Annotated in this window: 26 protein-coding genes; 13 read left to right on the top strand and 13 right to left on the bottom strand. The window is 64.7% G+C overall.

Features of this window, described 5'->3' with window-relative positions; genetic code table 11:
- Positions 1-122: 122 nt before the first annotated feature.
- The gene (locus tag L0G76_RS06195) at positions 123-1,349 is read right to left on the bottom strand and encodes a M20 metallopeptidase family protein (RefSeq protein ID WP_304356444.1); all 1,227 of its coding nucleotides are present in this window, start codon (positions 1,347-1,349) and stop codon (positions 123-125) included.
- Between the two features lie 108 nt (positions 1,350-1,457).
- Positions 1,458-1,637 (bottom strand): hypothetical protein, encoded by a 180-nt coding sequence (locus L0G76_RS06190; protein ID WP_304356443.1) that lies wholly within the window; start codon positions 1,635-1,637, stop codon positions 1,458-1,460.
- 74 nt (positions 1,638-1,711) lie between these two features.
- On the opposite strand from L0G76_RS06190, the gene L0G76_RS06185 reads away from it, so the two are divergent.
- Both L0G76_RS06185 and L0G76_RS06180 read left to right on the top strand, forming a co-directional pair.
- Positions 1,712-1,933, top strand: a complete 222-nt coding sequence (locus L0G76_RS06185) for a hypothetical protein (protein ID WP_304356442.1) — start codon at positions 1,712-1,714, stop codon at positions 1,931-1,933.
- Between the two features lie 133 nt (positions 1,934-2,066).
- Positions 2,067-2,615, top strand: a complete 549-nt coding sequence (locus tag L0G76_RS06180) for a dihydrofolate reductase family protein (RefSeq protein WP_304356445.1) — start codon at positions 2,067-2,069, stop codon at positions 2,613-2,615.
- Positions 2,616-2,637: 22 nt separating this feature from the next.
- On the opposite strand, the gene L0G76_RS06175 is transcribed toward L0G76_RS06180, so the two are convergent.
- The gene (locus tag L0G76_RS06175; RefSeq protein WP_304356441.1) at positions 2,638-3,000 is read right to left on the bottom strand and encodes a winged helix-turn-helix transcriptional regulator; all 363 of its coding nucleotides are present in this window, start codon (positions 2,998-3,000) and stop codon (positions 2,638-2,640) included.
- Between the two features lie 84 nt (positions 3,001-3,084).
- Here L0G76_RS06175 and L0G76_RS06170 point away from each other — a divergent pair, with 84 nt between their 5' ends.
- Both L0G76_RS06170 and L0G76_RS06165 read left to right on the top strand, forming a co-directional pair.
- Positions 3,085-3,912, top strand: coding sequence for an NAD(P)H-dependent oxidoreductase (locus tag L0G76_RS06170; RefSeq protein ID WP_304356440.1), 828 nt, complete (start codon positions 3,085-3,087; stop codon positions 3,910-3,912).
- Positions 3,849-4,472, top strand: a complete 624-nt coding sequence (locus tag L0G76_RS06165) for an epoxide hydrolase N-terminal domain-containing protein (RefSeq protein WP_304356439.1) — start codon at positions 3,849-3,851, stop codon at positions 4,470-4,472. The genes L0G76_RS06170 and L0G76_RS06165 overlap by 64 nt, the downstream gene beginning before the upstream one ends.
- Before the next feature lie 76 nt (positions 4,473-4,548).
- On the opposite strand, the gene L0G76_RS06160 is transcribed toward L0G76_RS06165, so the two are convergent.
- Positions 4,549-4,905, bottom strand: coding sequence for a VOC family protein (locus L0G76_RS06160; RefSeq protein WP_304356438.1), 357 nt, complete (start codon positions 4,903-4,905; stop codon positions 4,549-4,551).
- Between the two features lie 266 nt (positions 4,906-5,171).
- On the opposite strand from L0G76_RS06160, the gene L0G76_RS06155 reads away from it, so the two are divergent.
- The 6 genes from L0G76_RS06155 (at position 5,172) to L0G76_RS06130 (ending at position 9,854) form a co-directional block, all read left to right on the top strand.
- The gene (locus L0G76_RS06155) at positions 5,172-5,948 is read left to right on the top strand and encodes a SurA N-terminal domain-containing protein (protein WP_304356437.1); all 777 of its coding nucleotides are present in this window, start codon (positions 5,172-5,174) and stop codon (positions 5,946-5,948) included.
- Positions 5,949-6,257: 309 nt separating this feature from the next.
- Positions 6,258-7,631 (top strand): L-lactate MFS transporter, encoded by a 1,374-nt coding sequence (locus tag L0G76_RS06150; RefSeq protein WP_304356436.1) that lies wholly within the window; start codon positions 6,258-6,260, stop codon positions 7,629-7,631.
- 18 nt (positions 7,632-7,649) lie between these two features.
- On the top strand, positions 7,650-7,820 hold the full coding sequence (locus L0G76_RS06145) for a hypothetical protein (protein ID WP_304356435.1): 171 nt from the start codon (positions 7,650-7,652) through the stop codon (positions 7,818-7,820).
- 31 nt (positions 7,821-7,851) lie between these two features.
- Entirely contained in the window at positions 7,852-8,304 is a 453-nt protein-coding gene (locus L0G76_RS06140) for a hypothetical protein (RefSeq protein WP_304356434.1), read from the top strand.
- Between the two features lie 169 nt (positions 8,305-8,473).
- Positions 8,474-9,226, top strand: a complete 753-nt coding sequence (locus L0G76_RS06135; protein ID WP_304356433.1) for a TVP38/TMEM64 family protein — start codon at positions 8,474-8,476, stop codon at positions 9,224-9,226.
- A gap of 19 nt (positions 9,227-9,245) precedes the next feature.
- Positions 9,246-9,854 carry a DUF1541 domain-containing protein gene (locus L0G76_RS06130; protein ID WP_304356432.1) on the top strand — a complete coding sequence of 203 codons (609 nt, stop codon included), beginning with the start codon at positions 9,246-9,248 and terminating at the stop codon, positions 9,852-9,854.
- Between the two features lie 7 nt (positions 9,855-9,861).
- Here L0G76_RS06130 and L0G76_RS06125 read toward each other — a convergent pair whose 3' ends face one another.
- The 9 genes from L0G76_RS06125 to paaA all read right to left on the bottom strand — a co-directional run bounded on the left by L0G76_RS06125 (position 9,862) and on the right by paaA (position 17,911).
- Entirely contained in the window at positions 9,862-10,638 is a 777-nt protein-coding gene (locus L0G76_RS06125; protein WP_304356431.1) for an enoyl-CoA hydratase/isomerase family protein, read from the bottom strand.
- An 82-nt stretch (positions 10,639-10,720) separates the two neighbouring features.
- Positions 10,721-11,644: a 3-hydroxyacyl-CoA dehydrogenase family protein gene (locus L0G76_RS06120; protein ID WP_304356430.1), complete on the bottom strand. Its 924-nt coding sequence runs from the start codon at positions 11,642-11,644 to the stop codon at positions 10,721-10,723.
- The gene (locus L0G76_RS06115) at positions 11,641-12,516 is read right to left on the bottom strand and encodes an enoyl-CoA hydratase/isomerase family protein (protein WP_231939097.1); all 876 of its coding nucleotides are present in this window, start codon (positions 12,514-12,516) and stop codon (positions 11,641-11,643) included. Before L0G76_RS06115 ends, L0G76_RS06120 begins: the two co-directional genes overlap by 4 nt.
- Positions 12,513-13,679 (bottom strand): thiolase family protein, encoded by a 1,167-nt coding sequence (locus tag L0G76_RS06110; protein WP_304356429.1) that lies wholly within the window; start codon positions 13,677-13,679, stop codon positions 12,513-12,515. Before L0G76_RS06110 ends, L0G76_RS06115 begins: the two co-directional genes overlap by 4 nt.
- Positions 13,680-13,807: 128 nt before the next feature.
- Positions 13,808-14,962, bottom strand: coding sequence for a 1,2-phenylacetyl-CoA epoxidase subunit PaaE (paaE, locus tag L0G76_RS06105; protein WP_304356428.1), 1,155 nt, complete (start codon positions 14,960-14,962; stop codon positions 13,808-13,810).
- Between the two features lies 1 nt (position 14,963).
- Positions 14,964-15,557 carry a 1,2-phenylacetyl-CoA epoxidase subunit PaaD gene (gene paaD / locus L0G76_RS06100; protein WP_304356427.1) on the bottom strand — a complete coding sequence of 198 codons (594 nt, stop codon included), beginning with the start codon at positions 15,555-15,557 and terminating at the stop codon, positions 14,964-14,966.
- Positions 15,551-16,531: a 1,2-phenylacetyl-CoA epoxidase subunit PaaC gene (gene paaC / locus L0G76_RS06095; RefSeq protein ID WP_092104840.1), complete on the bottom strand. Its 981-nt coding sequence runs from the start codon at positions 16,529-16,531 to the stop codon at positions 15,551-15,553. Before paaC ends, paaD begins: the two co-directional genes overlap by 7 nt.
- A gap of 10 nt (positions 16,532-16,541) precedes the next feature.
- Positions 16,542-16,871, bottom strand: coding sequence for a 1,2-phenylacetyl-CoA epoxidase subunit PaaB (paaB, locus tag L0G76_RS06090; RefSeq protein WP_304356426.1), 330 nt, complete (start codon positions 16,869-16,871; stop codon positions 16,542-16,544).
- Entirely contained in the window at positions 16,868-17,911 is a 1,044-nt protein-coding gene (paaA, locus tag L0G76_RS06085; RefSeq protein WP_304356425.1) for a 1,2-phenylacetyl-CoA epoxidase subunit PaaA, read from the bottom strand. The genes paaB and paaA overlap by 4 nt, the downstream gene beginning before the upstream one ends.
- A 645-nt stretch (positions 17,912-18,556) precedes the next feature.
- Between paaA and paaI the strand changes: the two genes are divergently transcribed.
- From paaI to L0G76_RS06070, 3 genes are all read left to right on the top strand, one after another.
- Positions 18,557-19,093, top strand: coding sequence for a hydroxyphenylacetyl-CoA thioesterase PaaI (gene paaI, locus L0G76_RS06080; protein ID WP_304356424.1), 537 nt, complete (start codon positions 18,557-18,559; stop codon positions 19,091-19,093).
- Positions 19,094-19,205: 112 nt separating this feature from the next.
- On the top strand, positions 19,206-20,501 hold the full coding sequence (gene paaK / locus L0G76_RS06075; RefSeq protein ID WP_304356423.1) for a phenylacetate--CoA ligase PaaK: 1,296 nt from the start codon (positions 19,206-19,208) through the stop codon (positions 20,499-20,501).
- An 84-nt stretch (positions 20,502-20,585) separates the two neighbouring features.
- Positions 20,586-21,317 (top strand): TetR/AcrR family transcriptional regulator, encoded by a 732-nt coding sequence (locus L0G76_RS06070; RefSeq protein WP_304356422.1) that lies wholly within the window; start codon positions 20,586-20,588, stop codon positions 21,315-21,317.
- Positions 21,318-21,356 lie beyond the last annotated feature (39 nt).

Genomic DNA, 21,356 nt, shown 5'->3' with positions numbered 1-21,356 from the left:
GGACGCAGGCAGGCTGGGCAGCTCAGGCCAAGAGGCTCGGCGCCAGCTGGCGCCTCAGCGCAGCTGGTGTCTCAGCCCCGCTGGCGCCTCAGCGCAGCTGGTGCCTCTGCCCCGCTGGCACCTCAGCGCACCTCGTCCGCCAAACGCGTGAACGCCAGATGCGCCAGCGCCGCGGCCTGGTCGCCGAGGAGCCCGTCGTCGAAGACAACTCTGGGCGAGTGGTTCGTCTCCGCGTTGGGGTCGACGCCCTCGGGCGTGGCTCCGAGGAACACGAACGTGCCCGGTACCTTCTCGAGCACGTAGGAGAAGTCCTCCGACCCCATCCGCGGCACGGCCATCTCCTCGACGTGCTCGCTGCCGAAGGCCTCGCCGAGGCGGTCGATGACGACTCCTGTCTCGGCAGGGTTGTTCACGGTCACGGGGAAGCCGATCCTGAAGTCCACCTCGGCGGTGCACCTGTGTGCCCGCGCAATGTTCTCGGCGATCTCGGGTACACGCTGCTGAAGCAGAGCGATCGAATCCGCGGAGAGGTAGCGTACCGAGGCGGTGAGCTTCGCGGTGTCCGGGATGATGTTGCTGGCCTGTGAGCCCTCGAGCTGAGTCACGGAGACGACGACGGGATCGAAGATGTCGAAGGAGCGGGTCGTCATCGTATTCAGCGCGAGTGCTATCTCGGCGACGGCAGGCACCGGGTCACGGGTGGCCTGCGGTTGGGAGCTGTGGCCGCCGGCGCCGTGAACAGTCAGATTGAGGTCGGCGAATCCTGCCATCAGCGGCCCGCCCTTGGTGGTGAACCTTCCGCGCTTGTCGGCCTCAACATGGATTCCGTATGCGGCGATGACAGGCACCCCGGCGGCCTCGAGCACACCCTCGGCGATCATCGGCTCGGCACCTCCCTCAACCTCCTCGGCGGGTTGGAACATGAACACGATGGAACCGGGCAACTCGTTGCGGTGCGCGGCGAGCAGACGAGCCGCACCGACGAGGCCGGCGGTGTGCATGTCGTGGCCGCAGGCGTGCATATTGCCGTTCGTCGACGCGTAGTGAAGGCCGGTGTCCTCGGCCACGGGCAGGGCATCCATGTCCCCACGCAGCAGCACGGCAGGTCCGGGGCGCCCTCCCTTGAGCACGGCAACGATCGAGGTCAGTGACTCCCCTGTCGTGATCTCGAGCCCGAGACCTTCGAGTTCATCCACGACGGTCTTCTGGGTGAAGGGCAGCTGGAAGCCGAGCTCGGGATTGGCGTGCAGGGTGCGGCGCAAGGTGACGAGATCGTCGTGGAGGCTCTGTGCTTCGGTGCGGAAATCTGGGGCAGCGGCGGACGATGATGTGGTTGGCGGTGCGGACATGGGCGCGGTTCTCCTTCGGGCCGAATGAGCTGTGAGTCCGACTCTACTGAGAATGCCGATACCGCGCCCGGGGAATTCGGCGACGGTGCCGAATCTTCCGCCGCTCACTCACGCCTGATCGGCCTCCGGCCTGACCGCGCTGTCATAGGCTGAGACGAAGCGAGCAAGGTCCGCGAGGAAGTCATCGACTCGGTCGCCGAGGGCGTCGAGGGCGTCGAGGGCGTCGAGACCGACAGCAAATGCGCTGAGCGACGCCTCGGCGGGGGTCGGGATCGGGTACACGGCCATGCCAACGCTGATCCTCGAGAACTCCCACCGCCGAGGCTGGCGCCGGGGTCGGTGTCAACTCCCTCATGCGGTCGATGGGCACCACCGTGGCAGGTGCCGTGATGGCCATTGTGCTCACCAGCCGAACCGTGTCGGTGGCTGAGGCGGCAAACCCCGCCGAGGCGGCCTTCCGCACCTGCTTCATCATCGGTTCCGGGGCAGCATTGGCCGGAGCCCTCGTGGTGCTGGTGATCAAGCGCAGCGCACCCGAATCGCATGTGATCGAGACCGCGGAGCACGCCGAGTACCACGCCTGATCACCCCGTTTTGCGATGCCCGGCGCCGTCGCTCTGGAAAGGCCCGAGATCCATGAGTTCGGTACGCAACCATGGACCTCGGGCCCCGTCGTGCGTACCGTAGTGGGTGACGACACTCGACGAGGAGACCGCCGTGCGCATCATCATCACTCAGAACATGACCCTCGACGGTCGAATCGAAATGCTCGACGACTGGTTCGACCCGCAGGCCCAGGACGAGGAGCTGTCAGCAGAACTCATGCGGCAGTCAGCCAACGAGGATGTGCTGCTGCTCGGGCGGCAGACCTTCGAAGACTTCCGAGGCTACTGGCCGCACCAGAGCGATGACGTCACCGGGGTCGCCGATCATCTCAATCAGATCGACAAACGCGTCGTCTCGACAAGGCTGACCGACCCGGAGTGGCAGAACTCGACCGTCATCGGTACGGATCCGCTGCAGGCTGTGACAGCGATGCGCGATGAACCGGGCCGGGACGTGATCGTCACCGGCAGCATCACCCTGGCGCATGCGCTCATCACCGCCGGACTCATCGATGAGTACCGGATGTTCACCTACCCGGTGTGGCAGGGGCGCGGACGCGGCTTCTTCCCCGATGACGCAGAGGCGCCTCGGCTGCGGCTGGTCGATTCGAAGTCGTTCTCCAGTGGAGTCGTCTACTCGGCGTACGAGCCTGCGAACTGAGGCCCATCACCTCTGAGGCAGGCTACTTCTGAGTCACATACTCGGGAGCCGATCGGTGTTCTTGAGCAAACTCCGCGCCCCATTCGTTCATGGCCATCACAATGGGCTCGAGTGTTCGGCCCAAGGCAGTCAGAGAGTATTCGACTCGTGGCGGCACCTCGGGATAGACCGTGCGGTGGACGATTCCGTCCTCTTCGAGATCACGCAGCTGGCGTGTCAGCGTTTTGGTGTTGGCCAGCGGCACGAGACGACCGAGCTCATTGAAGCGGCGGGTTCCGTCCAAAAGATGTTTGATGAGGGTCAGTTTCCACGTGCCTCCCACAGCGGAGACCGCGACTTCGACCGGGCAGACTTCCATTGCTCGTGACACCGGCAGACGCACCATTCCTCCACTTCACCGTAAAATTTACCCATAGGGACAAAAATATCCGTACTAGACACACTTACCGTATGCCTGGACGATCGAGGTATGCAAGGAAACGACAGCTCACCCTCAATCCTCTGGGTCAGTGCGCACCCCGAGCCGCGGTCGCTCAATGGCAGCCTGCGCAGTGACGGAATCGCTCACCTGCGCCGAGGCGGTCATTCGGTCCTCGAGTCAGACCTCTACGCCATGGACTGGGATCCCGTCGTCCGCCCAAAGGACGGCGGACATGGGCCCGCAAACGGGCATAACGGCGCCGGCGGGCACAACTCCACGGAGGCCGCGAAACCATTCCACGTCAGCAGCGACACTCGCAGTGCCTATCTGGCCGGCGAGCAACCATCAGACATTGCTCATGAGCAGGCGAAGCTCCTGGCCGCCGAGGCGATTGTCATCCAATTCCCGCTCTGGTGGTACGGGATGCCCGCGATCCTCAAGGGCTGGTTCGACCGAGTCTTTGTCAGCGGTTTCGCCTTCGGCTCCGATCCGAGGACGGGCCGGAGACTGCGATTCGAACAGGGCCCCTTCGTCGGCAAGCGTGCACTGGTTCTCACCACACTCGGCGATAGGCCGAAAGCGATTGGTCCACGCGGGAAGTCCGGTGAGCTCAACGAACTGCTTTTCGGGCTCCTACACGGCACCTTCGCCTATACGGGCATGAACGTCGTGCCCCCGCTGGCGCTTCCCAGCGCTGACCGTCTCACCGACTACGGACGGGCACGTGAGAAGCTCCTGGCCCGCCTGGACCGCCTATTCATCGATCCGGAAGTTCCTTACAGACCGCAGTTCGCCGGTGAATACTCCTGCGAGTGGGAACTCGAACCACATGTCAGGCCCGGAGAGCACGGAGTCCGGATCCACACACGCAACTGACCACAATCACACAGGACGAGCAGGAGAGCCAATATTGGGCCACTGATTACTCATGGCGAGCCTTCGAGGACCGCCTCAACGAGATCGGCCAGTTCCGTACGACCATCGGCGATCTCGGAATTCACTTCCTGCACCGTCGCTCCGCTCGCGCCGACGCCGTTCCTCTGATCCTGACGCACGGCTGGCCGGGCAGTGTCGCCGAATTCGCCGAGTGGACCGACACGGAGGACAGTCCTTTTGAGACGATTTCCCGTGACAGACTTCTCGATAACGTCACCCTGTACTGGCTGACACGCACCGGTGCCTCGTCGGCTCGCATCTACTTCGAAAGCCACGACTCACTGGATCCAGAACTGCGTGTCGACGTGCCGTCTGCCGTCATCATGTATCCCCACGACATTGAGAAGTATCCACGCGCCTGGTCCCAAGAACGGGACCGGAACATCGTCCGGTGGAGAGCAGCTGAAAACGGAGGCCATTTTCCTTCTCTCGAACTCCCCGAGCACTTCATCACCGACGTGCGACAGGGACTTGCCGCAGTGCTCGCTGACACTGCGTGAAAGTGCTGCCAGCGCGTGAAAGTGCTGCCAGCGCGTGCATGTGCGGGGTGAAAACAAATGGAGGTTGTTCGAAGGGTTAGGCCGTACCGAACATGACCTTCCGTCCGTCGGGGTCTTCGACCGTGGCAACGACTTCGTCGACGTCGACCAGCGGGGCACCCACGCCCCGCACATGTTTGAGGAACGCGTGCAGATCGGGGATCCGGAAGTAGAGGTGGGTGAGGTTGGACTCCGGGTTGGGCGGGAAGCTGTAGTCCGCGAACGCCTTCGCATCGTGGAGGGCGACCTGAACGCCATCCAGGTCCAGCATCCAGTAGGTGTATTCATCGCTGCCGACTGCCTCCAACGGCACCCCGGCGACATCTCGGTAGAATTCAGCCGTCACCTCGGCGTCCGCGCAGGTCAGGAACACACCGCGAAATCTCGATTCCATGATTGAACCTCTCGTCCGTGGCCCGGTCTCCGTGAGAGGTCTCCGTGAGAGCCGACCGCACACCTGATTCCTAACGAGTCTATCTGCAGCCGCTGACGCGACATAGAGACAAGCCATAGAGACAAGGCGAAGACGGCTTCGAAGCGGTGGAACCACTCTGCCGAACCATCCCAACTAGGCTTGCCAAGCGACATTCATCCTCCACACATACTTCGGTGAATCGCGACTGTTAGCCTGGCAGGCTGATCCCGACATCAGGAGTGAATGTGCAGAAGAGCAAGTGGTTGCTGGGCCTTGCCCTGTCCGTGTCCGTGGTGGCCTTCGCCGCTTGCGGTTCACCCGAGGACAAGCCAGCGGAAGAGAAGACCTCCGCCGCGGCCGAGCAGGGCCAGGGCAAAGACCAGGCCCAGAGCCAGAACGGCAAACCGAACACGGACGGCATTCCCGATGTCGTCGCCGAGGTCAACGGCGAGAAGATCACGAAGGACGACTTCGTCCCCCTCTACGAGACCCAGTACCAGCAGATGCAGATGCAGTCACAGCAGTCCGGTCAGCAGGTCGACGAGAAGCAGCTGAAGACCCAGACGGCCGAGAACCTCGTGAGCACCGAATTGCTGAGCCAGGAAGCCGACGAGCGCGGCATCGAGGTCTCTGACAAGGACGTCGACAAGGCCCTCGGCGAGTCCGCCAAGTCGAGCCAGATGAGCAAGAAGGACTTCCTCGCGGCCATGAAGAAGCAGGGCATGGACGAGAAGAAGGTCAATTCCGAGCTCAAGACCCAGCTGTCGATCGAAGACCTCATCAAGGACGAGTACGGCGAGTTCAAGGTCAGCGGCGAAGAGATCGGCCAGGCCTATCAGCAGGCGAAGACCCAGCAGGAGCAGATGGCTCAGCAGGGCGGCCAGCAGGCCCAGGAGGTCCCCCCGCTCGAGGAGATGCGTCCGCAGCTCGAGAAGCAGGTGAAGAGCCAGAAGTCTACCCAGGCGACTCAGAAGTACGCTAAGAAACTGCGCGAAAAGGGCGACGTCACGATCAACCTCTGACGGATCGCAGGTCTCCAGAGGACCAACGACCCACGTGGGAGCGGAGACCTTCGGCCGACCGCAGATCTCCGACTACCCGAAGAGCCCCGCTCGGACGACACTGACAGAGAGCACTGTCGGGTGCCGTCCGAGCGGGGCTCCATCATTGGATGTCCCAGACTTGGGGAATTTCTGAGTGTTCCTCGCCAAATCCTTGTGCGCGCTCTAGTGTGTAATGGAACAGATGCGTGTCATCACGATTCGCTCGTCCTCACAGCACGTGCGACCGACGATGGACGTACGCAGAGCACACAAAACTAAGGATCCTTCATGGCTTCGGTCCTCTCTCGGTCGGCGATCGTCGCACCGAAGAACTTCAACCGGTGGCTGATCCCGCCGGCCGCCCTGGCAATCCATCTGTGCATCGGGCAGGTCTACGCATTCAGCGTGTTCAAGATCCCTTTCATGACGCACTTCGACGCCGGTGAAGTCTCGATCGGTTGGATCTTCTCGATCGCGATCCTCATGCTCGGCATCTCCTCGGCGGTATTCGGCCCCTGGGTGGAGAAGAACGGCCCGCGGGCGTCGATGGTCGCCGCAGGCACTTGCTGGGTCGTCGGCTTCTTCGTCGCGTCGCTGGGAATCATGACCGGTCAGCTGTGGCTGGTCTACCTCGGCTACGGCGTCATCGGAGGCATCGGCCTGGGAATCGGCTACATCTCCCCGGTCTCGACGCTGATGAAGTGGTTCCCCGACCGCCCGGGCCTGGCCACCGGCCTGGCCATCATGGGCTTCGGCGGCGGTGCGCTCATCGCCAGCCCGATGTCGAACCAGCTGATGAGCCTCTACGGCGGCGGCACTGAGCCGGAGAATCTCGTCGCCGGACTGACACCGACATTCGTCACACTCGGCATCGTCTACGCCGTGGTCATCACCGCAGGTGCCTTCGTCATCCGAGTCCCCCACCCCGAGTGGGCACCGAAGGGCTTCGACCCGGCCAAGGCGACGAGCAAGCCGATGCAGACCAAGGGCAACGTCGCCGTTCGCAATGCGATCCGCACACCCCAGTTCTGGCTGCTGTGGGTCGTCCTCTTCCTCAATGTCACCGCTGGCATCGGCATCCTCGAGAACGCCGCACCGATGATTCAGAGCTACTTCGGCATCACCGCCGCGGCGGCAGCGGGATTCGTCGGACTGCTCTCGATCGGCAATATGGCAGGACGATTCGTCTGGTCGACGACCTCGGACTACCTCGGCCGCAAGAACAACTACATGCTCTACCTCGGTGTCGGACTCATGCTCTACCTCGCGGTGGCACTCTTCGGTGGGGACTCGCTCATCCTGTTCATCCTCGCCACTTTCGTCATCATCTCCTTCTACGGCGGCGGGTTCTCCACGGTCCCGGCCTACCTCAAGGATCTCTTCGGCGTCTATCAGGTCGGAGCCATCCACGGCGCCCTGCTCACCGCATGGTCCGCGGCGGGCGTGGCCGGACCGCTCATCGTCAACTCCGTCGTCGAAGCCGGAGAGGAGGCTGGAAAGTCGGGACCCGAGCTCTACACTCCGGGCATGTTCATCATGGTCGGGGCTCTGGCTATCGGCTTCATCGCGAACGCCCTGATCCGGCCGGTCAGCAAGAGGCACTTCGAACGCGAAGAGACGGTCAAGGCCAAACAGGCCGCTGCCCTCGAAGACGAGAACTGAAAGGAAGGGACGGACACCATGAGCGATTCCGCACCCACAGCACATGTCCCGGCCGAGGGCTCACCGCAGTCACCCGTCGGCGGCGCCTACAAGGCGGTCGGATCGACCCTGACGGTCGTCGTGGTCGGCGGCCTCGTCTGGGGCCTGACTCTGACGGTGATCAAGGCCGTCGCGATCTTCACCAGCTGAGGAGATCCACGGTTTCGACTGTTCTCAGCACATGAGCCGCAACGACCCTGCCCTCGGATTCTTCGCACAGGAGTCCAAGGTCAGGGTCGTTTCCATTGCCCTGTGGTGCCTGGTCGTCCTGCTCGCGTTCCTCACCTCGTGGACCACGGGCGTGGCCGGCAGCGGCACAGGCGGAACCCCCGCAGACCGTGCGCCGGCCCTTCCCCTCTTCATGACCGGCACTTCTGTCCTCGCTTTCGGTGCACTGATCGTCGACATCACCACCGTTCGGGTGCGCGATGACCTGGCGCGGTGGGCCGTCCTGCGACTCTTCGGAAGTCTCGGCCTCGGTCTGGCCGCCGGCTCGTGCGCCCATGACATTGCTCTGAGGTCGCTCCCTGCCTGGTGGCTGCCGATCATACTTGTCATCAGCATCGCAATCCTCTGTTTACCAGCGGGAGTGGTTCGGCTGCAGCGGCGACATGGGAGTGCACAGGCGCGCTGAGCGGCGTTGCACCGACTGCGTGAAACCGCCGCTGTGCAACCACAATTGCTCACCTCATGATCGTCGCCGCCGGCTGACGACCACACCCGCCCTCGCCGAGGTGGCTCTCGGTTCCGTCCACAGCCTGACCGATTCATTGCCCACCGTCCCCGACACGTAGGATCGACATATGCCGACCGATGAGAGCTCCGCTCCGCCCCAGGGGACTCACGGTGAGTCCCGAGTCCCATGGGGATCGATCCTGCGCAACGTGGCATTGGCCCTGGCCGTCCTCGCTGGGCTGTGGTTGGTATTCAACGTGCACCTGCCCTCACTCGAGGGCTTGCAGAAGCAGATCGCCGAGGCGGGCTTCTGGGGCTTCGGCATCTTCATCCTTCTCTACGCGGTCGTCGCAGCCACTCCGATCCCCGTCACCATCATGGCGGTGGCCGGTGGGCTGGCGTTCGGGCTGGTGTTCGGCACCATCTTGTCGATGATCGGTGTGCTGGCAGGCTGTTTCGGAGGCTATTGGATCTCCCGAGCCCTGGGACGCGACACCGTCATGAAGCTGCTGGGCAGCCACGCCGAGGCGATCGAGTCTCGGCTGACCAACGGCGGCTTCTATGCTGTGTGCATGCTTCGGCTCATGCCCGGTTTCCCCTATTGGCCGGTCAACTACGGCAGCGGAGCTCTGGGCATCAGGAGCCGCACCTTCCTCATCGCCACCATCGTCTCCGCCCTGCCGGGACAGCTCTCCCTTGTGGCTGTCGGTGCGTTCATCGGAAGTCCCGGCATCATCACCGGCACCGCCGTCGGCATATCGTGGGCGCTGGTCATCGTGCTGACGATCTTCGCCTTCCGACGCTGGAAGTCGACGCAGAAGGGTTCCGCCGATCCCAAGGGCAAGGACGAGTCCGAGCCGGAGCCCCCGCACGAGGACTGACCCGCAGAAGAGGAGAAGCATGAAGATATCCACACCGTTGACGACCATAACGGCGAGTGCAGCCGCCGCAGCACTGGCACTGTCGGGCTGCACCGCCTCCGGAGACGAAGAGAGCGGTCCACAGCCCACACAGGACCAGACACAGTCTGAGTCCCCTTCCGGCGAGAGTCATCAAGGCGACCATGGCGAAAGCCATGAGCACGCCGCAGATGGTGGTCAGCCGCCGGAGGGCATCAAGGAAGCCTCAGACCCGACGTACGCCGTCGGCGATGAGGTGGTTCTCAGCGCCGACCACATGCCGGGGATGGACGGAGCGAACGCCACGATCTCGGGCGCCTTCGACACCACGACCTATTCGGTCAGCTATACGCCCACCGACGGCGGCGACCCGGTCGAAGACCACAAATGGGTCGTCCACGAAGAGCTCGACAACCCCGACGAGGCACCTCTGGCAGACGGCACCGAGGTGGCTCTCAACGCTGATCACATGCCCGGGATGAAGGGTGCTGAAGCAACGATCGACAGCTCGACCGATGACACCGTCTACATGGTCGACGTCGATACGGGTGATATGACGATGACCAACCACAAGTGGGTTGTCGAAGGCGAAGTCCAGCCTGCGAAGTGACCTCAGCTCACCCGAAGTTCGGTGCCCGTCGCTCCTGGAAGGCTGAGAAGCCTTCGGCATAGTCCGGGGTCTGGCGGGCGGTCTCCTGCAGGTTGGCCTCCTCCGCGAGCACCTGCGCCAAGGTCGGGCGGTCGTCGGCGAGCTTCTGCACGAAGCCCTTCTCCATGGCGAAGGCCTCGGCCGGGCCGGTCACGATCGTCGACAGCTTCGACTCGACGAACTCGGCCAGTTCCTCGGCCGGGACCGCGCGGGACACGATGCCGGCAGCGGCCGCCTCGGCGCCGGTCATGAAATCACCGGTGATGATGAGGTCCATCGTCCGGTGGTAGCCCACCCGGTCGAGGAACACGTGGTGGGCACCCGAGTCGAGCATCGCGCCGATCGCGGCGAAGGGCGAGCCGAACTTCGCGTTGTCGGCGGCGATGATGATGTCTGCGGCCGCAGCGACGCCGAAGCCCAGTCCCAGGGCGGCACCCTGGACCTGTGAGATCACGGGGATCGGCAAGGCACGGATGGACTGGAAGACGGGGGTGAAGGCTTCGGCGAGGAATGCGTGTGCGTCATCGGTTTCGACGTCGACGGCCGAGATGTCGCGACCGGAGCTGAAGACCTTGCCCTCTCCCCTGATCAGGAGCGCACGGACGTTCGGGACCGCCTCGGCGACCTTGGCCACCGCTGCGGCCAGATCACGGAGGTTGTCCGCGTCGAGGGCGTTGCGGGAATCGGGGCCGTCGAGGACGATCTCTGCGATGTTTCCCCGGTTGGACAGTCGGATCTCGGTCACGTGTGCTCCTTTGCAGATGACGGTGCTGCAGGTGAGGGTGCTGCAGATGACGGTGCGGCAAGCGGGGTTGTTGTCCGCCTGATCACCAAGTATAGAATCCCTGGCCGGACTTTCGACCCAATTGACCTGATGCGACCTTGTCTTTGAGCAGCTGCGGCGGGGCGAATCGCGGGCCCAGTTCCGTCTCGAGGTGCTCGGCGATGCCGAGGCGGACGTCGAGGCCGACGATGTCCGTCGTCTGCAGCGGTCCGGCCGGGTGCCGGTAGCCCAGCGTCATCGCCTTGTCGATGTCCTCGGGGCTCGCGACCTCCTCTTCGACCATCCGCATCGCTTCCAGCGCCAGGGCCACGCCGAGGCGGCTGGAGGCGAATCCCGGTGAGTCCTTGACCGTGATCGCCGTTTTCCCCAGTCCCGCGACCCAGGACTTCGCGACGTCGACGAGCTCCGGTTGCGTGTGGGTGCCGACGACGACCTCGACGAGGTCGCTGACGGGGACCGGGTTGAAGAAGTGGAGTCCGATGAGCGCATGGGGCCGGGGCAGTGCGGCGGCGAGCTCATCGATGGACAGTGCGCTCGTGTTCGTGGCGATGCTCGCGGCCGGAGCGTATTTTGCGATGGCAGCGAGGATCGTCTGTTTGAGTTCGACGTTCTCCGGGACGGCTTCGACGACGAGGAGTGCCTGGTCGAGCAGGGTCGGGTCCCGCACGACTTCGACGGTGCCGGTGACCTCGAGGCCCTTGGACTTCGACTTCTCGACCGAGGCGTCGATGCGCTCCTTGGCTACGGCCACGGTCTCTTCGGTGTTCTCGATGATGATGACGCGGGCTCCGGCGCTGGCGAAGGCATGGGCGATGCCCGCACCCATTCGGCCCCCGCCATAGACGCCGACGGTTTCCGGGACCTGGGGACCGGCATTGTCTGCGCCCACCGCTGAGTCCGGCGATGATCCGGCCGTAGGGTTCGGCGTGTGCACGGCGTCAGGTTCGCGGGCCCTCTGCTCGCTCATTCGGTGGTGCCTCTTTCGTCGTGTCGGGGAACGTCCTGTTCGTCCATCGCCTCGGTGGCCACGGCTTCGGCCCTCTTCCGCTTCTTCGCCTCCCGCTTCGCGAGGAAGGCCTCCATCCGGGTGTGCTTCTCCTCGGTCTCGAACAGCACGGCCTGGGCCAGATCGTCGATGAGCGGATGGGCTTCACGTGGAGCGTGGAATGCCGATTTGCTCAACCTCACGGCCAACGGTGCGAAGCTCGCGATCCGATCGGCAAGTGCTTCACCGGCGAGTTCGAGGTCCTCGGGGTCGACGACGTCGTTGAGCAGGCCGATGGACTTGGCCTCTTCGGCCTGGAGAGTCCGTCCCGCCAAGAGGATCTCCTTGGCGCGAGGCTCCCCCACGAGTTCACGCAGACGCCAGGCGGCTCCGGCCGCAGCGAGGATGCCCAGTCCTGTCTCGGGGTTGCCGATCTTCGTCGTCGGTGTCCCGATGCGGAAGTCACAGGCGAAGGCCAGCTCTGCTCCGCCGCCCAGCGCGTGGCCTTCGACGAGGGCGATGACGGGCATCGGCAGTTCCTGGATGCGGGTGAAGACCTTCGAGTTGATGCCGGCCAGGGCCTCTTCGCGGCCACGGCCCAACAACTGGCCTATGTCGGCACCGGCGGCGAAGACACCATTCGAGCCCGTGAGGATGGCGACCTTCGGCTCGGCTTCGAGTTCGGCGCACACCGCGTGGAGGGCATCGGCCATGTTCTGGTCGATGGCGTTGCGCACCTCGGGTCGGTTGAGCCGGATGATGACCCGGTCGGCATGGCGTTCGATCAGCAGCGGGGAGTTCGCGCCGTCCGCACCGTTGGTCGAATCGCCCCCGGCGGTGTCGCCCCCACTCATACTCGCTCCAACAGCAGGGCCGAACCCTGGCCGACGCCGACGCACATCGTCGCCAGTCCGCGCTTGGCATCGGCCTGTTCCAGGCGGTTGAGCAGTGTCAGGGTGATGCGAGCGCCCGAGCAGCCCAAGGGATGGCCCAGCGCGATCGCACCGCCGAAGCTGTTGACGATCTCCGGATCGAGGCCCAGGTCGCGAATGCAGGCCAGTGACTGGGAGGCGAAGGCCTCGTTGAGCTCCACGGTCTCGAGATCGTCGACGCTCCAGCCGACACGGTCGAGGACCTTGCGGGTGGCCGGGACAGGGCCGATGCCCATGATCTCCGGAGAGACACCGGCACTGGCGCCGCTGACGACGCGGGCCCTGGGGCTCAGACCGTGCTTCTTCGCGTAGCGTTCGCTGACGAGAATCGTGACGGCGGCACCGTCGTTGAGGGACGAGGAGTTGCCGGCGGTGATGACTCCTCCGGGTCCGTGAATCGCCCGCAGCTTGGCGAGCTTCTCCGGGGTGGTTTCCGCACGAGGGCCCTCGTCGGCGCTGACGTCGCCGATGGGCAGGATCTCGGGATCGAACTTGCCCGCTTCCTGCGCGGCCAGTGCCTTCTGATGGGAGGCATAGGCGAAGGCATCGAGCTCTTCACGGCCCAGCTTCCACTGCTCGGCCACGCGTTCGGCGGTCTGGGGCATCGACAAGGTCGTGTCCTCACCGAAGGCCGGGTTGGTGAAGCGCCAGCCGATCGAGGTGTCCCAGGACCTGCCCGGCTTCGCCCAGGGGCGCTGGGGCTTTTCCGTCACCCAGGGTGCGCGGGTCATCGATTCGACGCCACCGGCCACGACCACCTCGGCGTCACCGGCGGCGATCATCTGCCGTGCCGTCGTGATCGCGGTCAGCCCGGAGGCGCACAGGCGGTTGACGGTGAAGCCGGGAACGGACTCGGGCAGACCCGCCAGCAGCACTGCCATGCGGGCGACGTTGCGGTTGTCCTCACCGGCCTGGTTCGCCGAGCCGAGGATCACCTCGTCGATGTCGCCCGGATCGATCCCCGACCGGTCGACGACGGCCTTGAGCGTGGTCGCGACGAGGTCATCGGGTCGCTGGTCAGCGAGGACTCCGCCGTAGCGGCCGATGGGTGTGCGCAGTCCGTCAAGGACGAAAGCCTCGGGCATGGGTCTCCTCAGGTGTGGTGTGCGGGGTGGCGTCGACAATCCTCAAGCGTATCGGCTGAGAATGTCAGACGCTCAGAAGTCTCGGGGCGTGTGCGTGTACGTGGAATTCGACTCGCAGACAACTCGTCTCACGAGTCGTAGTCGACCGTGACCTCGTCGCTGACGGGGAAGGTCTGGCAGGTGAGGACGAAGTTCGCCTCCACCTCGGAGTCTTCGAGGGCGTAGTTGCGCACCATGTCGACCTCGCCGTCACAGATCTTGGCGCGGCAGGTGCCGCAGACTCCGCCCTTGCAGGCGAACGGCAGGTCCGAGCGTGACTCCTGCGCGGAGTCGAGGATCGTCTTGCCCTGCGACATCGCCGAGGTGGAACGCCGTCCGTCGAGGACGATCGTGACGTCGCTGGTGGCGCCCTCGACGACCTTGTCCGCGTGGACGACCTCCGGTGGCGGTTCGTCGACGTAGAAGAGCTCGAAGTGGATCTTATCCTTGGGCACTCCGAATTCGGCGAGAACCTTCCGGGCGTCGCTGAGCATACCGAAGGGCCCGCACAGCCACACGTGGTCCATATCGCCGATGGGCACCAGGCTGGTCAGCAGCTGGCGCAGCTTCTCCTCATCGAGGCGACCGGAGAACAGGTCGACCTCCCGGGGCTCGCGGGAGAGGATGTGGATGAGATCGAGCTGCTGATTGCGGGAGTCCTTGAGGTCGGCGAGCTCCTCGGTGAACATCACGGTATTCGTGTTGCGGTTGCCGTAGAGCATGGTCACCGAGGCGTCCGGATTCGACAGGACGGTGGTGGCGATCGAGAGCATCGGAGTGATGCCCGAACCTGCGGCAATGCACAGGTGTCGACCGCCGAGGTCCGGATCGGCCTGGAAGCTGCCGCTGGGCGGCTGGACTTCGATGGTCTCACCGGGGCGGACGTCGTTGACGAGCCACTGCGAGAAGAGTCCTTCGGGGATCTCGCGCACACCGATGCGCGGATCGGTCCCGGCCGGGGCGCAGATGGAGTAGGAGCGGCGGTGTTCGGCGCCATCGATCATCCGGCGCAGGGTCAGTGACTGTCCCGCGGCGAAGTCGAAGAGGTCGGCGTATTCGGCCGGGACGTCGAAGGTCACTGCCGCCGAGTCATCGGTGAGGTGGTCGACCGACTTCACCATCAGCGGGTAGAAGGCGGTCCGGGATCCGACGTCGGACGACTGAGTCGCTGCGTTGGGCTGGGCCGCTGCGTTGGGCTGGGTCGTGGGAGTCGCCTCGGCGCTCTGATTGATCGTTTCGGTCATCTCAGATCTCCTTCACATGCTGGAACGGTTCGAGGCAGTCGAGGCATTGGTACATCGCCTTGCAGGCCGTCGGACCGAATTCCGAGGACAGCTTCACATTGGCCGAGCCGCACAAGGTGCAGGTCAGGGCCCGTTTCGTGGGCATCAGCGTCAGGGCCACGGGCCCCGTCTTCCGAGGCGCCTGCCCGGGCGGGGAGATGCCGGCACCTTTGAGTGCTCTTCGCCCTTCCTCGGTGATCCAGTCACTCGTCCAGGCCGGTGTCAGGGACACCCGCACCTCGGCGCCTTCGAATCCCGCGTCCTGGAGTTCTCGCTGCAGATCATCGCGCATCGTCGCCATCGCCGGGCACCCCGAGTAGGTGGGGGTGATGGTCGTGACGACGCGACCGTCTTCGATCGTGACGTCGCGGAGCACGCCGAGGTCGACGAGCGTGAGCATCGGCATCTCCGGATCCGTGACGCTTGCTGCGGCTGCGCGGGCATGGTCGAGCGCCTCGGCGGGGGTGCGGTGCTCGGCCTCGGGCACCTGCGTGCCTTGGTCGTCACCGTCGTGGCCGGTGGTGGACATGTGGGTCTGAAGTGTTGCGGTCACCATTGTCCTTTCGGGTATTGCCGGGCGACGACCTGCATGTCGGCGAGCATCTTCGACAGTGCTTCGGTGTGCAGTCCGTCGCGGCCTCTCTGTCCTCGCACGCCGGCCAGCGCGCCCCGTTCGGGGCGGTCGATGCCGGCAGTGGCGAAGACCTGGTCGAGGATGGCTCCGGCTTCATCGGCCACCTCGGCGGGATCGACTCCGATTCCGGCGGCCGCGACCGAGGCTTCGATCGGGTGGGTCTCGAAGAGTTCGTCCCACAGGGGCCAGAGCCCGTCGAGCGCAGAGAGCAGACGAGATTTCGACTCCTCGGTGCCGCGGGCCAGAGTGAGGACCCAGCGCCCGGCGAAGTCACGGTGGTAGGACATCTCTTTGACGCCCTTGACGGCGATGGCCGAGAGCACGGAGTCCCTGCTGGACTGGAGGCGTTCGAAGATCGCCAGGCGCCAGGTGGAGTAGATGAGGATCTTCGCGACCGCCTCGGCGAAGTCACCATTGGGCACCTCGGCGAGACGGACGTTGCGGAACGCCAGGTCCTCGCGGAAGAACGCGAGCCTGTCCTCATCGGGAACCGGTGAACCCTCGGGCAGCTGCGGCACCAGCGTGGGATCGGCGGCAGCGGTCCGCGCGAGGAGAAGTCGGGACTGGCCGAGCAGGTCGAGGGCGATGTTGGCCAGCGCGATGTCCTCTTCGAGGTCGGGGGCGCCTGCGCACCACTCGGAGATCCGCTGGGAGAAGATCAGCGCGTCGTCGCCGAGCATCTGGCAGTAGACGGCCAGCTCGTGTGCGTCGACACCGGAGGGAACGGTCGTGTCGACGCCGGCCAGGGGGTCTTCGAAGTCGGTGCCGAAGGCCCAGCTGGCATCATTGACGAGCAGGCCCGAGTAGGCGTTCTCGGACTGGCCGTGCTCGATGTGGGCTCCGGCTTCGTCGTGGTCGACGTTGATGGAAGGTTCGTTGGTGCTGTGTGCAGTCATCGTCGCCTCCTCACATGTGGGGGACATCGTCGGGGATGTCGTAGAAGGTCGGGTGGCGGTAGACCTTGTCGCCGCTGGGGGCGAACATGGGGTCCTTCTCGTCCGGGCTCGAGGCTGTGATCGACGAGGAGCGGACGACCCACAGGCTCACGCCTTCGTTGCGACGGGTGTAGACGTCGCGGGCGTGGTGGACGGCCATCTGATCATCGGCTGCGTGCAGCGATCCGACGTGGACGTGGTTGAGTCCGCGCTTGCCGCGTACGAACACCTCGTAGAGGGGCCATTCGCCGCGGACGGTCGTGCCGGGGGCGGCGGTTCCGGGGTTGGTCTCTGCGCTCATTTGGCGGCCTCCTCGGCGGTGGTTGCGGGGTTCGTGGGTGCGGCGTCATCGGTGGGTGCGGGGTTCGTGGGTGCGGCGTCATCGGTGGCTCCGGCGGCCGAGTTCTCGGCGAAGGCGAGCGCAGCCTCGCGCACCCAGGCCCCTTCGTCCCAGGCACGCTTGCGGTGGTTCACGCGCTGGTCGTTGCAGGGGCCGTTGCCCTTGACGACGGCCCAGAACTCGTCCCAGTCCGGCGTCGAGAAGTCGTAGTGTCCACGCTCCTCGTTCCACTTCAGACCGTCGTCGGGGAAGGTCACACCCAGGGCCTCGGCCTGCGGGACGGACATGTCGACGAACTTCTGACGCAGCTCGTCATTGGTGTGGGTCTTGATGCCCCACTCCATCGACTGCTCGGTGTTCGGTGAGTCGTCATCGGGTGGGCCGAACATCATGAGCGAGGGCCACCAGAAGCGGTTGACCGACTCCTGGACCGAGGCACGCTGCTCGTCGGTACCGCGCATCATCGTCATCAGGAGTTCGTAGCCCTGGCGCTGGTGGAAGGACTCTTCCTTGCAGATGCGGATCATGGCGCGGCCGTAGGGGCCGAAGGAGGTCCGGCACAGGGGCACCTGGTTGCAGATCGCGGCACCGTCGACGAGCCAGCCGATCGTGCCGACGTCGGTGTAGGACAGCGTCGGGTAGTTGAAGATCGATGAGTACTTCTGCTTGCCGGCGATGAGCTTCTCGGTGAGTTCGTCGCGAGTCGCACCGAGGGTTTCGGCGGCCGAGTAGAGGTAGAGACCGTGACCGGCCTCGTCCTGGACCTTGGCCAGCAGGATCGCCTTGCGGCGCAGCGAGGGCGCCCGGGAGATCCAGTTGCCCTCGGGCTGCATGCCGATGATCTCAGAGTGCGCGTGCTGAGCAACCTGCCTCACGAGAGTCTTGCGATACTTCTCCGGCATCCAGTCGCGCGGTTCGATCCGGTCCTTACGACCGATCGTGTCGGCGAACTGCGCCTCGAGTTCTGTTTCGTCCGGTGTCCCGGTGACTTCTGTTGTCATGACCACTCCACCCTTGGATGCGCCCTGCCCGGGCTGTGTGCTGCGCACCGACCGTTCGATTCGACCATCGGCCCGGAGCAAGCATTTACTGACCATTTGTTCTGTATTGTTCTCTATCAGTGTGGCACACCGCACGCCGGGGTGCAATGCGCAGCGGCTCGCGCTCAGGCAAGCGGCTCGCGCTCAGGCACATCCCAGTGGGCCGGGAATGACCGCACAGGCCCCCGAACCACCCTTCCTGCCGAGACTCCCATGTCCGCTGCAGCACATTCGCCGGCAACGTCCTTAGCCCCTGTCGACGAACCGGCTTGCGCACCGAGACTCGCTTACGCCCCAACGCTGTCGTCAAAAACGCACGCCACACCGACACCCGCGGCGCACCACCCATCAATGCTTCACTCGAGACTATGGCGCAGCGCCGAGACAACGGCGCACGCACAGTAGTCTCGGCGCTGCACCGATGTTTCGACGTTCGTGCTCGCCCGACTTGACAGAGTCGCCGATCACAACGATATTTATTGACCAGATGGTCGTTTAATCTTTGTAGGTGCCGTTTCCGGAATCTCTGGGGTGAGATCGCCATCTCCCACGTGCATCCCACGTGCGCCAACCGCTGCAGAAGCATCACTCGACGAGGAGCGCGATATGGAGAAGTCCGGCCACCGGTCACCCGAGGACGCAGGACCAACCGAGGTCATCGACACAGCGGAGTCCACACGCAACGAACCGAGCACAGGAGTTGAGCCGAGCACGGGTGCCGCGGCGATGTTCGCCAACGACCGCGCCTCTCAGCACCTGGGCATCACCGTCGATGATCACGGCCCCGGCTGGTCGCAGTGCTCGATGACGATCACCGAGATCATGACCAATGGCCATGACATCACACATGGCGGCTACATCTTCCTCTTCGCCGACACCACCTTCGCGATGGCCTGCAACTACCCCGGCTCGATCACCGTAGCCTCCGGCGGGGACATCGACTTCCTCAAGCCCACCTATTTCGGCGATCACCTCATCGCCCGCGGCCGGGAGGTCGTGAAACAAGGGCGCTCCGGCGTCTACGACGTCGAAGTCAAGCGCGGCGAGGACATCGTCGCCGTCTACCGCGGCCGCTCCCGCACCCTGCCTGCACCGCAACCGACGACCGCAGACGCCTCCGCACAGCCGACGACCTCACCCTGATCTGAACCCCGGGACACCTCACCCGGCGGTCCCCTGAAACGACGCTGGAACGACGCCCCACCTCGGCGCCCACGAATTGCGAAGCACAACAGAATTGACCAAGGAGACAACGATGACTGCCAATGATCTCGATGCCGGCCAGCGCATGAGCCTCGACGAGCTGCGCGCCGACCAGCTCGCCAACCTCAAAACCACGGTCACGAAGGTCTACGAGAATGTGCCGTTCTACCGGAAGGCCTTCGACGACCTCGACATCACCCCCGCGGACATCACGAGCCTCGACGACATCGCGAAGCTGCCGTTCACGAACAAGCAGGACCTGCGCGACAACTACCCATTCGGCATGTTCGCCGTTCCGCGTGAAGACGTCGCTCGCATCCACGCGTCCTCGGGCACGACGGGACTGCCGACCGTCGTGGGATACACGCTGGATGACCTCGACAAGTGGGGCAGCCTCATCGCCCGCTCGATCCTCGGCGCAGGCGGCAAGCGCGGACAGATGATGCACAACGCCTACGGCTACGGACTGTTCACCGGCGGCCTCGGCGTCCACGGTGCCGAGCGCCACGGGTTCACCATCATCCCGATCTCCGGCGGCCAGACCCAGCGGCAGGTGCAGCTGATCCAGGACTTCAAGCCCGAGATCATCACGGCGACACCGACCTATCTGCTCACCATCCTCGACGAGTTCCACAAGCAGGGCATCGACCCCACGACGACGAGTCTGCAGACCGCGATCTGCGGCGCCGAGCCGTGGACGGACGAGATGCGCAAGGAGATCGAGAAGTCCTTCAACATCAACGCCGTCGACATCTACGGCCTCTCCGAGGTCATGGGCCCCGGCGTGGCCTGCGAGTCCGCCGTGACCAAGGACGGTCCGACGATCTGGGAGGACCACTTCTACCCCGAGATCGTCGACCCCTACACCGGTGACGCCCTGCCCGACGGCGAGGAGGGCGAGCTCGTCTTCACCTCGCTGACAAAGGAAGCCCTGCCGATCATCCGCTACCGCACGCACGATCTGGCGAGTCTGCTGCCGGGCACCGCAAACCCGAACTTCCGTCGCATCTCGCGCATCACCGGACGCTCCGATGACCTCATCATCATCCGCGGCGTCAACGTCTACCCGGCCAACATCGAGTCCGTGCTCTTCGAGTTCGAACACCTGAGCCCCCACTTCCAGCTGGTGCTCACCCGCCCCGGCCGGATGGACGAGGTCACCGTCGAGGTCGAGTGCCGCGAAGGTGTGGGCGCCGTCGAACTCGATGGGCTGAATGGACTCGTGACCGCCCGGATCAAGGAGCGTCTCGGCGTCTCCTCGACCGTCTCAGTGCTCCAGCCCGGCGAGCTGCCCCGATCGGTGGGCAAGCTCAAGCGCATCATCGACCGCCGCGAGGGCCTCAGGTGATCGACCCCATGGCGCGAGGTGCTGCGGCGGATGACCCTGCACCGGCTGCGGCGTCCGCATTGCAGGGCGGTTAGACTGGTGCGCATGCCGAAAGCGACTTCACCTGCACAGACACCGGGCCTGGAGTCCGGTGTCGACCCTGCCGTGAGCGCAGACACGGGTGTCGCGGCCCACTCGTCGGCGCAGACGAATACCACCGACGCCGAGGCAAGCACACCGGAACAGCCCAAGCGCACCAGACGTGGACGCCCCGGTTACGACCGGGAGACCCTGATCGAGAGGGCCACCGAGGTGTTCGTCTCCCGCGGCTACGACGGCACGTCGATGGACACCGTGGCGCGTGAGCTCGGCATCACGAAGTCCGCGATCTACCACCATGTGAAGTCGAAGGAAGAGCTGCTGCATCTGGCGATCAATCGCGGCATCGGGGCCCTGGACTCCGCGGTCGAGGCCGAAAGTCAGCGGACTGGGCTGAATGCCCTCGAGCGTCTGCGTGCCGCCGTTCATGCCAGCGTGGTCATCCTCATCGAGTATCACCACTCCGTGACTCTGCTGCTGCGGGTCCGCGGGAACTCGGCCGTCGAGATCGAGGCCCTCGACCAGCGCAGGAAGATCGACGACAAGATCAGGGTTCTGGTCGCCGAAGCCATCGACGAGGGCGGTCTGCGCTCGGACTTCACCCCGGGCCTGATGACACGCCTGCTCTTCGGCATGGTCAACTCCATCACCGAGTGGTATCGCCCCAGCTACCCCGTCGACCCCGAAACCATCGCCGACGCAGTGACCTCGATGGCCTTCAACGGCCTCGAGGCCTGAAGGCGGCACGTCGGCGAATTCGCGCCGCTCGCCTTCGCG

Source organism: Brevibacterium picturae (assembly GCF_030453725.1).
GTDB classification, from domain to species: domain Bacteria; phylum Actinomycetota; class Actinomycetes; order Actinomycetales; family Brevibacteriaceae; genus Brevibacterium; species Brevibacterium sandarakinum_A.
The sequence above is the reverse complement of the archived record's forward strand: the minus strand, read 5'-3'. Positions and strand labels throughout refer to the sequence as shown.

Coding starts and splice junctions, on each gene's coding strand:
- paaD (WP_304356427.1), bottom strand. CDS start 15,557: ATGGTGACCGCAACACTTCAGACCCACATGTCCACCACCGGCCACGAC.
- paaC (WP_092104840.1), bottom strand. CDS start 16,531: ATGACTGCACACAGCACCAACGAACCTTCCATCAACGTCGACCACGAC.
- L0G76_RS06145 (WP_304356435.1), top strand. CDS start 7,650: ATGAGCGATTCCGCACCCACAGCACATGTCCCGGCCGAGGGCTCACCG.
- L0G76_RS06110 (WP_304356429.1), bottom strand. CDS start 13,679: ATGCCCGAGGCTTTCGTCCTTGACGGACTGCGCACACCCATCGGCCGC.
- paaE (WP_304356428.1), bottom strand. CDS start 14,962: ATGACCGAAACGATCAATCAGAGCGCCGAGGCGACTCCCACGACCCAG.
- L0G76_RS06130 (WP_304356432.1), top strand. CDS start 9,246: ATGAAGATATCCACACCGTTGACGACCATAACGGCGAGTGCAGCCGCC.
- paaK (WP_304356423.1), top strand. CDS start 19,206: ATGACTGCCAATGATCTCGATGCCGGCCAGCGCATGAGCCTCGACGAG.
- L0G76_RS06135 (WP_304356433.1), top strand. CDS start 8,474: ATGCCGACCGATGAGAGCTCCGCTCCGCCCCAGGGGACTCACGGTGAG.
- L0G76_RS06140 (WP_304356434.1), top strand. CDS start 7,852: ATGAGCCGCAACGACCCTGCCCTCGGATTCTTCGCACAGGAGTCCAAG.
- L0G76_RS06160 (WP_304356438.1), bottom strand. CDS start 4,905: ATGGAATCGAGATTTCGCGGTGTGTTCCTGACCTGCGCGGACGCCGAG.
- L0G76_RS06115 (WP_231939097.1), bottom strand. CDS start 12,516: ATGAGTGGGGGCGACACCGCCGGGGGCGATTCGACCAACGGTGCGGAC.
- paaB (WP_304356426.1), bottom strand. CDS start 16,871: ATGAGCGCAGAGACCAACCCCGGAACCGCCGCCCCCGGCACGACCGTC.
- L0G76_RS06170 (WP_304356440.1), top strand. CDS start 3,085: ATGCAAGGAAACGACAGCTCACCCTCAATCCTCTGGGTCAGTGCGCAC.
- L0G76_RS06150 (WP_304356436.1), top strand. CDS start 6,258: ATGGCTTCGGTCCTCTCTCGGTCGGCGATCGTCGCACCGAAGAACTTC.
- L0G76_RS06195 (WP_304356444.1), bottom strand. CDS start 1,349: ATGTCCGCACCGCCAACCACATCATCGTCCGCCGCTGCCCCAGATTTC.
- L0G76_RS06120 (WP_304356430.1), bottom strand. CDS start 11,644: ATGAGCGAGCAGAGGGCCCGCGAACCTGACGCCGTGCACACGCCGAAC.
- L0G76_RS06175 (WP_304356441.1), bottom strand. CDS start 3,000: ATGGTGCGTCTGCCGGTGTCACGAGCAATGGAAGTCTGCCCGGTCGAA.
- L0G76_RS06190 (WP_304356443.1), bottom strand. CDS start 1,637: ATGGCCGTGTACCCGATCCCGACCCCCGCCGAGGCGTCGCTCAGCGCA.
- paaA (WP_304356425.1), bottom strand. CDS start 17,911: ATGACAACAGAAGTCACCGGGACACCGGACGAAACAGAACTCGAGGCG.
- L0G76_RS06070 (WP_304356422.1), top strand. CDS start 20,586: ATGCCGAAAGCGACTTCACCTGCACAGACACCGGGCCTGGAGTCCGGT.
- L0G76_RS06185 (WP_304356442.1), top strand. CDS start 1,712: ATGGGCACCACCGTGGCAGGTGCCGTGATGGCCATTGTGCTCACCAGC.
- paaI (WP_304356424.1), top strand. CDS start 18,557: ATGGAGAAGTCCGGCCACCGGTCACCCGAGGACGCAGGACCAACCGAG.